This is a genomic window from Mesorhizobium sp. 43Arga (assembly GCF_053714255.1).
On record NZ_JBSKBO010000002.1, the window covers coordinates 851,156 to 865,852 of the forward strand.

Genomic DNA, 14,697 nt, shown 5'->3' on the forward strand with positions numbered 1-14,697 from the left:
TGGTTCAATGGATGAGCGGTAGAATGGCCCGGATTCGGGGATCGCGGGCGTAGAGGCCGCCCCATGTCATCGCGCCCAGAAGCAGGGAAATGATTTCCGGCGGCGACCCCAACTCACCGATGCGGACATGGGCGCAGATGGCACCTCCCAAAAAGCCAGTTACCAGGATAGCGCCGAGGACGGCGGTGGCCGGGATGGCGTAAAGGATGGCGCAGGCGAGTACGATCGGACCCACGATACGGGTCAGGTCCATCGCGAACCCGGTTTCCTGCATCATGCTCGCGAACTGTGCCGGCGCGAAAAGCTGAATGGTGCCGTCTGTCGCCAGAGCGGCAACGACAAACGCGCTCATTATCCGGCCGGCCCACAGGGCGCGATGCAAGGTCATGGTTTCAGGCGGCTGATGCAGGTTCATCGTTTCGGACACTTGTCATTCTCCGATGGGGGGATCCCATATTCGAAGCTTACTGTGCGTCTTGGATGTGATAAACACCGACAAAGAGAACCAACTGTTCTCTTTTTGGGAAACAATACCGGGGCACGAAAATGCAGAACCTCGAACCCATCCTCATCTTCATAACCGTAGCGGAAATGGGGAGCTTCACCCGCGCGGCCGATAGTCTGGGCATCCAAAAAGGGAGGGCCTCAACGGCGGTCCGGAAGCTGGAAGAAGATGTCGGGGTCAGGCTCCTGCACCGGACGACGCGCAGCGTGCAGTTGACGGAGGACGGACGCGCGTTCCATGCCCGTGCCCGCGATCTGCTTGCTGAAGTCGATGATCTGCACTCGATGTTCGCAGGCGATCGCGTGGCGCTTCGCGGGCGTTTGCGGGTCGATCTTCCGACCGAGGTGGCGCGCACAACGATCATGCCGGCCTTGCCGGATTTCATGGCGGCTCATCCCGAGTTGGAACTGGAGGTGTCGAGTACGGATCGGCAGGTCGATCTGGTTCAAGAGGGGTTCGACTGTGTATTGCGGCTTGGCCCCATAAGGGACGAGACGCTGGTTGCCCGCCCGCTCGGCCTGTTGCGCATGGTCAACGCTGCCAGTCCCGCCTATCTGGCGCGCCATGGCGTCCCTCGATCGCTGGAAGATCTCCAGCGCCAGGAACATCGGACAATTCATTTTTCGACGATGCTGGGCGCAAGACCCTATGGATGGGAGTATCCAGACGGCGACAGCTACGCGACGCTTCAGTTGCCAGGTGCACTACATGTCAACAGCGCGCAGACCTACGAAGCGGCTGCCCTCGCCGGCCTTGGCCTGATTCAGGCTCCGCTCTTGGGCGTTGGCCGATACTTGGAGAGTGGAGCGCTGGTGGAGATCATACCCGATTTTCGTCGCCGGGCGCTCGCCGTCTCACTCGTCGTGGCACATCGGAGCAATCTGTCGCGCCGAGTCCGCGCATTCATGAAATGGATCGAAGATGTGCTGACGCCATATCTGGAATAGCGAGATGCAGCTTTCCGTTGATCAGCCCAACCGCGTGAACGTCGGCGCTGACGCGCAAGGCGCGCGTCGGTTTCGTAAAGTCCACCTCGGTAGAAATGGTGAACTCACTCGGGGTAGCCCCCAACGTCCTCCGGCCCCGGCTTGTTGAAAAGGATAAATACCAAGGGATTGCCGGGCTCGGACACTGCATCGCTGCGCAGGCCCGATATTTCTCCAGCCACGCCGCTTGCGTACTCCGCAACCACTTCGCCGAAGCTATCGCGCTGTATGGCCACCTTCTGTCCGGCTTCGACCTTGTCGTTGAGCTTTACCAGATGCTCGACGAGCCCGCCGGCGGTAGCCAGGATCGGGAACGCACTGTTGCCGACAAAGACGTGCACGTCCTTGCCCGTACGTCCCATCGGGCCGGCAACGATGCCGTGATGCTTGAGGACGTTCATCGTGCCTTCCACGAACAGGGAGATCATCTCGAGGTCCAGGAGACGTGCAGCGCCGATCTCCGGACAAAAGGACGGAATGCCAGCGGCGATGAACGCGTTATGCAGGACACTGGGATACACATGATTGTCGAAGATCTGGCCGACCGGGTAAAGCTCCAGCATTGCCTTGATCTCGGGCACATCCATGCCGCCAATATTGAAGGCCGCGACATCGAATCCGGTTGTTCCGGTATGGAAATCGATCGCGAAGTCGGCGTTCGGCCGGAGCAGCCGGTTGAACAGGAGCCCTGCGTGCCGACTAGCCGCGGTGACGCCGTTCTCGTTCCCGGGCCATTCCCGATTCATATCGATCAAGTCAGTGCCTCTGCCGAAATTGGGCCATCTGCGCTGCATGCCTTCCATGGCCGGGCGGGACACGTCCGTGACCGCCATCACGGTGCCCGACATCTGCGCCGGGTCGAGCTGGTTCATCACGGTTTGGACGGTATGCACGGAACTCATCTCGTCGCCATGCACGCCACTGACCAGCACGCCGCGCTTGCCCGGCTTTGCTCCCTTGGCGACGGTCACGGACACATGCCAGTGCTGTCCGGTGGGCATCTCCACGCCCTGGAAATACAGAAGGTGCTTCTTGCCGGGTTCCAGGTCGTTGACGTCGAGCGTGCTGACGACTTTCTTCCCCTGGATCACATCGCCGACATAAATCGTCGCCGATGGCGCACTCGCTGCCGGAGCGGACGAGGAAGTCGCCGAGTCCTCGGCGTTCGCCGAGCCGGCGTTGGCCGCCAAGGCGGCCGCGGCGCCGACCGTTGCAATGGATGCCATTAAAAGATCGCGGCGATCAATGCCCTTCGAGGATTTGTCCGACATGATGGGGCCTCTTTGCAGAAATCCCCCGCGACTTCAAAATACTGACATGCCGCCGAACACGCAAGCTTGCATGATTTCTGTGCCGCAAGCACAGGATGCTTGCCGCCTGCGCCACGACAAGAAGAGCTATCTCGACACCGTCATGGTCGGCGCCGTCACCCCTGGTGGCGCTGGTCGCATTCGGCTCCGTCTGAGGCGAAGACCATCCAGACCCCGGCCTGCTCGGAAGTTATTCCCTTGACAATACGCTTTTCGAGGAAATGATTCCACGGGAACCAAAGCAACGTCACGGAGAGTTCCATGTCTCGTCCCTTGTTTGCTTGCCTGGGTCTCGTCCTCAGTCTTGTCGTGCCCCTGGCTCTGCCGGCGCCCGCCCATGCCGTAACGATCAACATCAATATCGGCACCAGCCTCAACAATGGCCGAGCGATCACATGCCGAGACGGCGAGAGGCTGCTGCGCAGCCGTGGTTTTCGAGACGTCCGGCGAGTGGATTGCCGCGGGCGCCTTTTCACCTATCGGGCACGCCGCGCCACCGGCCTGTTTGAAATCGGTTTGAACGCGCGCAATGGCCGTGTCGTGGACCTGCGCCGCATCAGGCGGTGACCGCGTCGCGGGTCCGGCCGCCGCGGCCAGCCTTTCCGACCGGCGAAACAATCGCATGAGGCGCCCGTCGCAAGCAGCGATCATATCCTGGCGCGAGCGGCAAGATGTAGAGGATCACTTGATGGCCGATTTGGTGAAACTGGCATTGAAGCTGGCGCTGGCGGCTTCGGTGCTCGTGCTTGGCGGCATTCGTACCCATGCCGCCGATCTGGTTATTGCGATGCCGAACTGGTCGTCGGGCCAGGCGACGGCCAATATCCTGAAGGTGAGTCTCAAGAAGGAGTTCGGGCTCGATGCGGATGTGGTGGAGATGGGCACCATGATCGCGTTCGCTGGCCTCGACTCCGGCCAGGTCGACATCCATCCGGAAGTGTGGCTGCCGAACCTCGACACCCTGATCAAGAAGTATGTCACCCAGGCCGGTACGGTCGCGATCAGCCCGATCGGGGTTCCGGCCTGGCAAGGCATCTGCGCCAACCGGACAGCGGCGGACAAATACGGCTTCAAGGACATTTCCGACCTCGGTGATCCGAAGAAGACCGAGGCGCTCGACACGGACGGAGACGGCAAGGGCGAGATGTGGATTGGCGCCCAGACGTGGTCGTCGACCACGATCGAGCGCATCCGCGCCAACAGCTACGGCTATGCCAGGAACCTGACGCTGCTGGAGATGCCGGAAGATGTGGGCATGGCGGCCGTCGATGCGGCGGAGGCCTCGGATCGGCCGATGGTCTTCGCTTGCTACGCGCCGCATGTGGTCTTCAAATTGCACGACATCGTTCGGCTGACCGAACCACCATACGATGCCGCCAAATGGAAGATCGTCCTGCCGACGGAAGATCCGCAATGGCTTTCGAAATCGCGGGCCGCGGTTGGCTGGGACACCGCCCATTACCACATCGCCTACGCGACTTCGCTGCGCAAGAAACATCCGGAGGTGGTTCGCTTCCTGGAGCATGTCGATTTCAAGCCGGAGGAGGCGATCGCCATGAGCTATGCGCTGCAGGTCGAGCGACAGGCGCCCAATGCATACGCCGAGCAATGGGTGACCAGCAACGCGGCGCGCGTCGAAGGATGGGCCAAGCAATGATCAGACGCTCGAAGACGAGGTTCGGCACGGACGAACGGGCGACGGGAACCGGCGGCGGGCACGCGGCGGGTCTGGCGGTTGTGCTGGCGCTGGGGCTGGTTTTTTCCACCGCCGCGTCCCTTGCCGCCGGGACCCAGGTTTACAATCCCAAGACACGTCAGTGGACGGACTACAATCGCACCAAGGCCTACCAGTATTACAAGCTGCACAAGCAGGTCCCGGATGCCTTCCGTCCGCAACTGGTCAAGTTCCGGACCGCCGAGCAGCCCGGCACCATCATCATCGATGGCAACCAGCATTTCCTCTATCTCGTCCAGCCCGGCCAGCAGGCGATCCGCTACGGCATCGGCGTCGGCAGGGACGGCTTCGGATGGGCCGGTATCGTCAAGGTCGGGCGCATGGCGGAATGGCCGACCTGGACACCGCCGGCCGAAATGGTTGCCCGGGATCCAAAAGCCCGGCCTTGGGCCAATGGCATGCCCGGGGGACCCGACAATCCGCTCGGCGCGCGGGCGCTCTACCTCTATGAAGGCGACCACGACACGATCTACCGAATCCACGGCACGCCCGAACCGTGGACGATCGGTCTGGACGTGTCTTCCGGCTGCATCCGCATGAACAATGGCGACATCATCGACCTGCATTCCCGCATCAAGGTCGGGGCGAAGGTCATCGTGCTGATGCAGGGGGCTGCCCTCTACAAGGGCGTCTGACACAGGGGCGTCTGACACAGGGGCGTCTGACCGAGGACGGGCGTATAGTTCGACAATGGGGATAAGACTATGGCTATGTTGACCCGCAGACAGTTCCGGATGAGGCACTGGACCATTCACGGATCAGCCTCGATTGTCATCGCGACGGTTCTTGGGGCATGCCAGAGTGCCCCGACACCCGACCAGATGTCGAGGACCGCGGTCGAAACCGCACCGGCTGATCTCCAGCTTCTTTGCGCCGGCGCGGCGGCGAAGGCGAGCGGGGTCGATAGCAGCAAGGCGCTGCCGACCAGTTCGCGCAAGCTCGATTCCAAGAGCTACCAGGTCGAACTCAACGTCGCGGGAAAGCCAACGAGTTGCATCGTCGACACCGACGGCAAAGTGGCTTCGGTTCAACCGGCCTGACGGAAGAAGAACGCAAATGCGTTGAAGCGGTGGCGTCGATGCTTTCGCTCGCTGGGCGGATGCGACCATGATCCGAAATCGGGCACTTCCAGACCTTGGCGCACCTGAGTATCAAGAGCCCGCTCGGCTCGTGGAACACCATCTGGTGAAAGCACTGCCTTCCGTATGAACTAGCGTCCGCCCTGTCCGTGCTATAAAATGGAACTATCGACGCCGGCCTTGACGCCGTTCCATGGCCGACCGCCATTTCAGCATGCCCAAGGACGTATGTGCCGCATGGGCTCAAGCGACCCGCCCGCACATCCGTTGTGGATTGACCCGCGAGGAGGGATCAGCATGTCGGAACGTCTCAACATAGGCCCGCTGCAACCTGGCGAAACGGCGCCCAATGTCGTGCTCGACGCGATTACCCGCGAGGGCAAGATCGCCATCGACGATTTCCGAGGCGAGAAACCAGTGCTGGTTGGGCTGTATCGAGGTCTCCATTGTCCTTTTTGCAGGCGTCATATCGCCATGCTTTCGCAACTCACCCCAGCCCTCAACGAGAAGGGCATCGAAAGCCTGACAGTGGTCAACACGCCCATCGAGCGGGCACGCCTCTATCTGCGGTACCATCCGATGCTTGGCCTACTCGCGGCATCCGATCCTGAGCGGACTTCACACCGTGCCTTTGGACTGCCGAATATGCAGATCACCGAAGACGAGAGCGCATGGCCGCAAAAGGTTTCGATGAGCGATGTGAAGTCGATACGGGTCGCCTTGCCCGGCGAGATGCCGGAACCGATGGAGCCGTTTGCGGCGCTCGAATATCTGAACAAGAAGGACGGCTACGATATCACGGAAGCGGATCAACAGATGATGGCCACCGGCGTTGGGCAGCTCGTCGGCCAGTTCTTGCTGGACCGCGATGGCGTCGTTCGCTGGACTTCCAACGAGGTACTCGATGGCGGCCTATTCGGCGCCCCGAACACTCAGGAGCTGATGTCGGCAGCGTCACAACTCGGAAGGTAAGACGCAGCTTCGGTATTGGGGCCAGGCGCAGGACTACGCGAAATTTGCAGCCGTCGCCTGATAGAGGCCCCACAATAGACACCGCTCCCGCCTGCCCGGTTCGAGCAACTGCCTGCCTCTTCGGCTCACATGAGGCGCAACCGCGACCTCCAGCGCGGTTGCCGCTAGCGTCTGCTTTCAGTGGTTGGCAGGACTGGGTTCTACAGCTGCGGCGCAAAGCGGACGTCGTTTTCGTTAAGTCCACCTCTGCAGAATCCACCTCTGTAGAAATACGTCGTGAGAAAATCCGCTCGCTTGTCAGGCGGGCCTGCTTCCAGCGCTGGCACTGTCGCGCATCGCGATCGTGTTGTGGCAGCGCGGCGCGGTGAACCATCGCATCGATCTTTGCGACGATCCGACATCGGGCAAGCATGTCTGGAACGATGAGCTGCGGCACAAGATCTGCGACCAGACGCCGCTCGTTGCCCCCGTCAGCCCTAGTCGCCCACGCGGCGCAGCGTGCCGAGATGATTGTCGTCGAGGAAGCCTATGGTCATGGCCGATGCCTTGCCGTCCGGGCCGACGGCGAAGCTCACGCCGGTTGGCCTGTCGGGTGTCTCGGCATCGGGGAAGGTCAGGAACAGGTCGCCGTCGAAATGCGCCAGGGAATAGGACCGGGCGCCGGCCGGACCGACCTTGAGCACGAGGCCGTCTCCAGCACTCGCCACGACAGCGTCGCCGAAGAAATCGTTGGCGTAGCGGCCGGCATAGGCGCTTGCCGGCCGGGCCGGCCTTGCCGGAGATGGCGGCGTGGCATAGGTGGCCTTGGCCGCCTCGACCACCGGCCCGAACATTCCGGCATAGATGCCGTCCCAGGCCTCGACCCAGTCCTTCTGCACCGAACCCTCGAAGACGAGGTCCGCGAAACTGTCGGACAGCCCTTCCGGCACGCCTGTCGGAAAGGCGTTGGCGATGATGACGATGCCAAGCTTCTCCCGCGGGAAGATCGTCACCAGCGTGCGCGCGCCGACGCTGAAGGCACCGGCATGGCCCCAGCTCAGGCCATGCCGGCCGAATTCGACATTCCAGCCGAGGCCGTAGAACGACGCGCCGCCGGAGACAGGGTTCTTGCCGCGCGTCATCAGCGGCACATGCGTCTGATCCAGCGCATCGGCTGATATAAGCGTCTTGCCGGCATAGACCCCGTCGCCGAGGATGAGGCGCACCCATTGCGAGAGATCGCGTGCGGTGGAACTGACGCCGCCCGCAGGCGCCTGCGCATCCGGATCGCGCTCTATCCTGGCGACCCAGGCACCATTGACCTTGATGTGCAGCGCGGCACGATCGGCGTGCTTGACGAAGTCCGAATGACGGGAGCTGGTCGAGGCCATGCCAAGCGGACGGTAGAGCTTCTCCTCGGCGACCTCTTCCCAGGGCTTGCCTGCCGGCACGGCGGCCGCGACGGCGCCCTCGGTCAGTCCGAAATTGCTGTAGGAATAGCCGGCACGGAAGCTCGACGATGGCGGCACGAACCGCAAGCGGTGCAGGATCTCGGCGCGGTCGTAGCCTATGTCCTCGAGGTCGTCTCCGGCGGTGCCGGGCAACCCGCTGCGGTGCGAAAACAGGTCGCGGACGGTGAGCTGGCTGGTCGGATAGGGATCGGCCAGCCGGAAGGCCGGATCGAGGTCGGCGATCTTCGAATCCCAGGACACGACCCCATCGCTGACCAGCGCCGCCACGACGGTGGCGGAGACCGGCTTGGAGAGCGAGGCGATCTGGAACACCGTGTCGGCGTCGACCGCCTCCGGCTTGCCGGCCTCGCGATGGCCGAAACCTTTCAGGAAGATCACCTCATCCTCGTGCACCACCGCGATGGCGAGACCGGGCACCCCACCGTCGGCGACGGCGCCTTCGGCGAGCGTTTCGAGCTTCGACAGGGCGACAGCGATGCGCTCCGGCGTAATGGTGTCGGCCGACGCGGCACGCGGCCAAAGCGCCAGCACGGCGATGCAGACCCAGATTGGCCAATGGCAGAGATTCCGATCCAGCCGCACGCTCGAGCTCCTCTCCTGCATTCACCTGGCTATGATACAGGCCGGTGCAAACCAGGCCAATGCCCGGCTGTCCACCTTCGTCGCAATCGACCATGACCACGATTTCGGGCAATCTGACGGATGATGGCGCCCGATGGGGAGATGGGCGCCGCCAGGGAGGACTGACATGACCGGCCTGCCACGCTACGAGGACGCCGTTGCGCGCTTCCGCATCGAGGATGAGATCGCCAGGCTTCACGGCGACCCGGCGACCGGCATCAACGCCTATGTCGAATGCTGCGGCCGCCACACCGGCGAAAACCGGCTGGCGCTGCGGGCGATCTCCGCCGGCGGCGAGCTCAGGCAATTCAGCTTCGACGACCTCGCTGATATGTCGGGCCGCGTCGGTAATCTGCTCAAGGAGTTGGGCGTCGGGCCCGGCGATGTCGTCGCCGGCATGCTGCCGCGCATTCCCGAACTCATAGCGCTCATCCTCGGCGCCTGGCGCGTCGGCGCCGTCTACCAGCCGCTGTTCACCGCCTTCGGCCCGAAGGCGATCGAGCACCGCCTGGGCTATAGCGGCGCAAAGCTGGTGGTGACCAATCCGGCCAATCGCGGCAAGCTCGACGAGATCGAGAACGGCCCGCCGATCGCCATCATTGTTGGCACCGGCGATGCCCTGCCCGCCGGCGACATCGATTTCCGCGCAGCCCTGGCCGCCGCCTCGGCCGATTGCGAACCCGTCATGCGCAAGGGCGACGACCTGTTCATGATGATGTCGACCTCGGGCACGACGGGCCTGCCCAAGGGCGTGCCGGTGCCGCTCAATGCGCTGCTCGCCTTCGGCGCCTATATGCGGCATGCGATCGGGCTGCGTCCCGACGATGTCTTCTGGAACATCGCCGATCCCGGCTGGGCCTACGGCCTCTATTACGCCATCACCGGGCCCTTGATGCTCGGCATAGCCACGACCTTCAACGAAGGCGCCTTCACCGCCAGGAGCACCTATGAAGTCATCGAGCGGCTCGGCGTCACCAGCCTTGCCGGCTCGCCCACCGCCTTCCGCCTGCTGCTCGCCGAAGGGCCTGAAGCCGCCGCCCGCGTCAAGGGCCGGCTGCGCGTGGTGAGCAGCGCCGGCGAGCCGCTCAACCCTGAAGTGATCCGCTGGTTCGACGTCCATCTCGCCGCCCCCATCCACGATCATTACGGCCAGACCGAGAACGGCATGATGGTCAACAACCATCATGGGCTCGCGCATTCCGTGCGCGCGGGTTCCGCCGGCTTTGCCATGCCGGGCTATCGCATGGTGGTGCTGGACGAGGCCGGCAACGAGCTGGGCCCCAACCAGCCCGGCATCCTCGCCGTCGACATCGCCAGTTCGCCGCTGAGCTGGTTCGATGGCTACCACCAGGCCGAAACCCCGGCGATCACGGGCGGCTACTACCGCACCGGCGACACGGTGGAATACGAGCCCGACGGCTCGGTCTCCTTCATCGGCCGCGCCGACGATGTCATCACCTCGTCGGGCTACCGCATCGGCCCCTTCGACGTCGAAAGCGTGCTCATCGAACATCCTGCGGTCAACGAGGCGGCGGTGGTCGGCGTGCCCGACCCGCAGCGCACCGAGATCGTCAAGGCCTTCGTCATCCTGGCGTCCGCCTACCAGGGCAGCCCTGAACTCGCCGAGGAACTGGCGCAACACGTCCGCAAGCGGCTCTCGGCCCACGCCTATCCGCGCGAGATCGATTTCGTCGCCGAATTGCCCAAGACACCGAGCGGCAAGATCCAGCGGTTCCTGCTGCGGAAGGCGGAGGTGGAGAAGCGGAAGGGGTAGCACGGCCGCATGTGCCGACCGACTCGGGCGACACCGGCGGAGCGCCGCGTGCCCTGTTGCGGATCGGTTCTATATGACCGCTATCACCCTGCCCGCAGCGTTGAGGCGACAACCGACTTGTGCTTGCCGAACTTCGATGCCACCGCGTCCTGCATAGTCTATTCGCACCTGGATCGGCGCCGTCAGCGCACCCCCACGTCGACGCACGGCACCCGCGCTGACCGCACGGACACGGACGGCGCCAAGCGGCCCGGCGGCGGATAGGATCGCCGCGCGACAGGCCAGCACGACCGCGGCTGGCGTGCCGGGTTTGGCTTTCAGTGCTTCCAGGGGTGCAAAGGGATATCCCCTGGTAAGGTCGTCCTGACCGGCTTTGGACGGCCTGAGGACGGGCGGCAGGGCGATCGATGGCCTGGCGGTCTTGGCAATGGCGGTCGCGGCAGAGGCAGTGCCAGTCGCGGCGGAGCCACTGGCCGTGGCGGCGGCCGAGCCACCTGGAGCGGCCGCCGATCCGTTTTCGGCGGAGGAAGCGGCGCCAAGGCCGACACCTGTCGAAAGGCCTCTGCCTGTGGTGCCAACGTTGCCACCGGCACTGACACCTGCGGAGCCGACGTTGCCGCTGGCACTGACGCCTGAGTTACCGACGTTGCCGCTGGCACCGACGCCTGAGTTACCGACATTGCCGCTGGCACCGACGCCTACGTTGCCTGCGCCGACCGAAGCGCCGACGTTTGCGCCGCCGACACCGCCGACGCTCGCGCCTACCCCTGCGGATGCGCCTTGCGAACCGGCGCTCACTCCAGCGCCGATCCCGAGGCCGCCGACCTTGCCGCCCAGGCCTGCATCGAGAGCCGAGGCCGGCCCGATCGCGATGCCGATCGTCAACGCCGCCGCGAGGTATTTTTTCACTGTCATCCTCCGTGCGCCACGCATTTCGCTCCCCTGTCTTTCACTGCGAAAGTGGTCGGGTTGGCAGCAAAGCGGGGGGAAGAGCGAAGGTTGCCATCATGACAGGCTGCCGCGACTTTACGCCCTTCACCTTATGTTTTTTCAGCAAGCCCGGTTTACGCGCTGCGACCGGACGCGATGGTGAGCTTGCGAGCGCGGTCTTGGAGGCCTCGGGTGCGCGCACCACGGCCGCGGTTCGACGTTTTTCCCCGGCGCTTTCGATCTTCAAACTGTCGATGTCCTCGCGCGCGGCACTGAGGCTGCGGGCCAGGCCGTTGGCTCTTTCACGCTCCTGGTCCAGCGCCGCGCTCAGATCCATCGAACTCTGCTTCAAGGCGTCGCGCTCCTTGCGGGCACTATCGAGATCACGCATGGCTGAATCTGCTCGTTGACGTTCCAGTTGGAGCGCATTGCGAGCCTGGTTTGAAGCGGCGTCGGCCTGTTGTCGGTCCTTCACGGCCTTGGCCTGCTCCGCGACGGCCATATTTGCACCTGTCTTGAGAGCATCGATCGTGTGGCGGGCCGTGGCGAGTTCCCGTTCCAGGAGTTCAACCTTGTGGCGCTGCTCATCAAGCGCCTGCGCCGAAGCGGCGTCGGCCGCTTGTCGGTCCGTCACGGCCTTGGCCTGCTCGGTGACGGCCAGATTTGCGCCTGCCTTGAGCGCATCGATGGTCTGACGGGTCGTGGCGAGTTCCTGTTCCAGGAGTTCAACCTTGTGGCGCTCCTCATCAAGCGCCTGCGCCGAAGCGGCGTCGGCCGCTTGTCGGTCCGTCACGGCCTTGGCCTGCTCCGCGACGGCCAGATTTGCCCCTGTCTTGAGGGCATCGATGGTCTGACGGGCTGCGGCGAGCTCCTTTTCCAGGAGCCCAACCTTATGGCGCTCCTCATCCAGCGCCTGCGTCGCGTCAGGCTGCGAGGCGTCCGTGGAAGGAGGCGCTTCAGCTATAGCGCCTTTCTTGCCGTCCCAGAGACTGGCTTCCGTTCTGAAATCTTCGATGGCACGCTGCGCTGTCTCCAGATTGAGCTTGAGCGCTTCGTCCGTCTGCTGCTGCTCCTTCAGGACCTGCGCTTGCCTGGCCAACTCAGCCCGTGCCGAGGCCAGTTCGCTCAGCAAGGCCGCCTGCCCATCATCGCCTTTCGCGATATCGGTGCGGTCCGAAACCACGACCGGCGATCGGCCATTGGCTGCGGGCGATGACGCATCGGGCGCCAGCTGGCTATTTGCCGGAGATGCCAACAGCAGGATGAGGATTGACGAAACGGTTGGCAGCATGGCGCTACACCCGCTGCCACATATCGCGCGAAGTGAAATAGAAGGCCGTCTTTTGGGAAAGGTGAAGTCAAAGCGCAGACATTTGGACCTGGTACCCTGCAAATGATTCATCACTTGACCTCACCTGGCGCGACCTTCACCGCGATCGTATTCTCCACTTAGTTCGAGCCACGGCGCTGGATGCCGCGTCACCTGGACGCTACCTCCTATTTCCCTGCTTGTTGTCATTCGAACGAACGAATGAAGCTTTCCCCTGTTCCATGCGGCAAAGACGGCTCTGTTTGAATCAGCGGCGCCGAGCATGCGCCGGCAGGCGCGCGACGAGATTTCCGCAGGCAAGGGCGTGGCCTGGATCGGTCGAGCACCAGAGCCTTGACTGCCCGCGCGCGCCAGCCTCTTGTGCCCACAAGTTCGGCCGACAAGGGAGGTGCCTAACATGGAAAAGATCATCCTGGACTGCGACCCCGGGCATGACGACGCCATCGCCATTCTGCTCGCGGCCGGCAATCCGAAGATCGATCTCCTCGGCATCACCACGGTTTCGGGCAACCACAATGTCGACAACACCACGCGCAATGCGCTTTCCGTGTGCACCGCCTATGGCATCAAGGTGCCGGTGGCGAAAGGCTCTCCCGGCCCGCTCATCATCGATCAGGTGCTGGCCGTCGAGATCCACGGCGATACAGGGCTCGACGGCCCGGTGCTGCCGCCCGCCTCGTTCGAGCTCGACAGGCGGCATGCCGTCGACTTCATCATCGACACCGTCATGGCGCATGAGCCGAAGACGGTGACGCTGGTGCCGGTCGGTCCCTACACCAACATCGCGCTCGCCGCGCGCAAGGACCCGCGCATCGTCGAACGGGTGAAGCGGGTCGTCGCGATGGGCGGCAGTTTTACGCGGGGCAACATCACGCCGGCGGCGGAGTTCAACGTCTATGCCGACCCGGAAGCCGCCGACGTGGTGTTCCGCGGCGGTTGGGATGTCACCATGGTGGGGCTCGACCTCACCCATCAGGCGTTAGCCACCCCGGACCTGCAGGATCGCGTGCGCGCCATCGGCGGCCCGATGGCCAGGTTCATCCTCGATATCTGGGAGTTCATAGCGACCACGCATGGCGGCCTGCTGCAGATCGAATATCCCGCCATCCATGACGCATGCTGCGTCGCCGCCATGATCGACGGAAGCGTCTTCACCACCGAGAAGGCCGATATCCGCGTCGAAGTCGCTGGCCGCTGGACCAAGGGGATGACCGTCTGCAATTTCGAGAAGATGGGCGGCATGCGCCATTTCGGCGGCACAGCGGGCGAGCAGACCGACTTCCGCCACACCGTGGCGATGAAGCTCGACCACGCGAAGTTCTGTGACCTGATCGTGGATGCGCTGGATCGGCTGACTAGGCAGAAGGCGTGACTCAGGCTTCGTGCCGACGATCCGGTCGCCGACAGCCTTGTAGGCCCGAGACTCGGCCGGTCAAAGCTATTGGCTATCGTTCTTGATGCTCTGCGTAACGTTGATCCCGTCCGCCTCGATGGTCAGTGTCTCATTCAGTTCGGAACCGCTGGCTTCAATTGACTTGGTAAAGCCGACCAGTTTCGCTCCCGGATCGGATGGCCGACCCATACCTGGGTTATCAATAATATTGAACGAGTGTTGCGCGACCCATAATTGCTTGTCCGGGCGCACGGCTCCCCATGTATTCGTATTTTTGACGTGCTTTCTTACGTAGTATGCGTTGGTCTCTGCATAGTACCAAAATACAGAAAGATGAAGGGCGCTGTCGAACTCGTCGCAACCGCCATTCGGATTTAATATAAGCCATCCGCGAGACATGAAGGAATCATAGCCCGGCTGGGCGTAACCTATTGAAAAATAAACCGTCTGCGAAAAATTATTGCATATTCTTATTTCCGCCGAAGCGCGCTCTGCGTAGATCGCCAAGGGAAGCGCGAGCAATAGAACCGAAAGGACACGTCGTGAGGCGGACATGCTAACCCCCATCGGAACGGAGCGGTCCGAACAATCCAAACCTCTTCCCGCCAGTC

14 protein-coding genes are annotated in these 14,697 nt (G+C 63.1%); 8 read left to right on the forward strand and 6 right to left on the reverse strand.

From position 1 onward, the window contains the following. Positions 1-4: 4 nt before the first annotated feature. The gene (locus ACWGS8_RS10580) at positions 5-427 is read right to left on the reverse strand and encodes a DoxX family protein (protein ID WP_454580865.1); all 423 of its coding nucleotides are present in this window, start codon (positions 425-427) and stop codon (positions 5-7) included. 119 nt (positions 428-546) lie between these two features. On the opposite strand from ACWGS8_RS10580, the gene ACWGS8_RS10585 reads away from it, so the two are divergent. Next, on the forward strand, positions 547-1,452 hold the full coding sequence (locus ACWGS8_RS10585) for a LysR family transcriptional regulator (RefSeq protein ID WP_454580866.1): 906 nt from the start codon (positions 547-549) through the stop codon (positions 1,450-1,452). 104 nt (positions 1,453-1,556) lie between these two features. Here ACWGS8_RS10585 and ACWGS8_RS10590 read toward each other — a convergent pair whose 3' ends face one another. Then, complete coding sequence (locus tag ACWGS8_RS10590) at positions 1,557-2,762, reverse strand: M14 family metallopeptidase (protein WP_454580867.1); 1,206 nt, start codon at positions 2,760-2,762, stop codon at positions 1,557-1,559. A 348-nt stretch (positions 2,763-3,110) separates the two neighbouring features. On the opposite strand from ACWGS8_RS10590, the gene ACWGS8_RS10595 reads away from it, so the two are divergent. The 5 genes from ACWGS8_RS10595 (at position 3,111) to ACWGS8_RS10615 (ending at position 6,587) form a co-directional block, all read left to right on the forward strand. After that, on the forward strand, positions 3,111-3,368 hold the full coding sequence (locus tag ACWGS8_RS10595; RefSeq protein WP_454580868.1) for a hypothetical protein: 258 nt from the start codon (positions 3,111-3,113) through the stop codon (positions 3,366-3,368). A gap of 121 nt (positions 3,369-3,489) precedes the next feature. Continuing rightward, positions 3,490-4,458 (forward strand): ABC transporter substrate-binding protein, encoded by a 969-nt coding sequence (locus ACWGS8_RS10600; protein WP_454580869.1) that lies wholly within the window; start codon positions 3,490-3,492, stop codon positions 4,456-4,458. After that, positions 4,455-5,171 carry a L,D-transpeptidase gene (locus tag ACWGS8_RS10605; protein WP_454580870.1) on the forward strand — a complete coding sequence of 239 codons (717 nt, stop codon included), beginning with the start codon at positions 4,455-4,457 and terminating at the stop codon, positions 5,169-5,171. Before ACWGS8_RS10600 ends, ACWGS8_RS10605 begins: the two co-directional genes overlap by 4 nt. Before the next feature lie 186 nt (positions 5,172-5,357). Then, positions 5,358-5,576, forward strand: a complete 219-nt coding sequence (locus ACWGS8_RS10610) for a hypothetical protein (RefSeq protein ID WP_454580871.1) — start codon at positions 5,358-5,360, stop codon at positions 5,574-5,576. 336 nt (positions 5,577-5,912) lie between these two features. Next, positions 5,913-6,587 (forward strand): peroxiredoxin-like family protein, encoded by a 675-nt coding sequence (locus ACWGS8_RS10615; protein ID WP_454580872.1) that lies wholly within the window; start codon positions 5,913-5,915, stop codon positions 6,585-6,587. A 476-nt stretch (positions 6,588-7,063) separates the two neighbouring features. Here ACWGS8_RS10615 and ACWGS8_RS10620 read toward each other — a convergent pair whose 3' ends face one another. Beyond that, positions 7,064-8,620, reverse strand: coding sequence for a serine hydrolase (locus ACWGS8_RS10620; protein WP_454580873.1), 1,557 nt, complete (start codon positions 8,618-8,620; stop codon positions 7,064-7,066). Between the two features lie 166 nt (positions 8,621-8,786). On the opposite strand from ACWGS8_RS10620, the gene ACWGS8_RS10625 reads away from it, so the two are divergent. Next, positions 8,787-10,433 (forward strand): acyl-CoA synthetase, encoded by a 1,647-nt coding sequence (locus ACWGS8_RS10625; RefSeq protein ID WP_454580874.1) that lies wholly within the window; start codon positions 8,787-8,789, stop codon positions 10,431-10,433. Between the two features lie 69 nt (positions 10,434-10,502). Here ACWGS8_RS10625 and ACWGS8_RS10630 read toward each other — a convergent pair whose 3' ends face one another. Together ACWGS8_RS10630 and ACWGS8_RS10635 are read right to left on the reverse strand one after the other, a co-directional pair. Further along, a complete protein-coding gene (locus tag ACWGS8_RS10630; RefSeq protein WP_454580875.1) occupies positions 10,503-11,342 on the reverse strand; it encodes a hypothetical protein in 840 nt (279 codons plus the stop codon). A 40-nt stretch (positions 11,343-11,382) separates the two neighbouring features. Beyond that, entirely contained in the window at positions 11,383-12,654 is a 1,272-nt protein-coding gene (locus tag ACWGS8_RS10635) for a hypothetical protein (RefSeq protein WP_454580876.1), read from the reverse strand. 436 nt (positions 12,655-13,090) lie between these two features. Here ACWGS8_RS10635 and ACWGS8_RS10640 point away from each other — a divergent pair, with 436 nt between their 5' ends. Further along, on the forward strand, positions 13,091-14,065 hold the full coding sequence (locus ACWGS8_RS10640) for a nucleoside hydrolase (protein ID WP_454580877.1): 975 nt from the start codon (positions 13,091-13,093) through the stop codon (positions 14,063-14,065). 66 nt (positions 14,066-14,131) lie between these two features. Here ACWGS8_RS10640 and ACWGS8_RS10645 read toward each other — a convergent pair whose 3' ends face one another. Continuing rightward, positions 14,132-14,641 (reverse strand): DUF1036 domain-containing protein, encoded by a 510-nt coding sequence (locus ACWGS8_RS10645; RefSeq protein WP_454580878.1) that lies wholly within the window; start codon positions 14,639-14,641, stop codon positions 14,132-14,134. Positions 14,642-14,697: the final 56 nt, after the last annotated feature.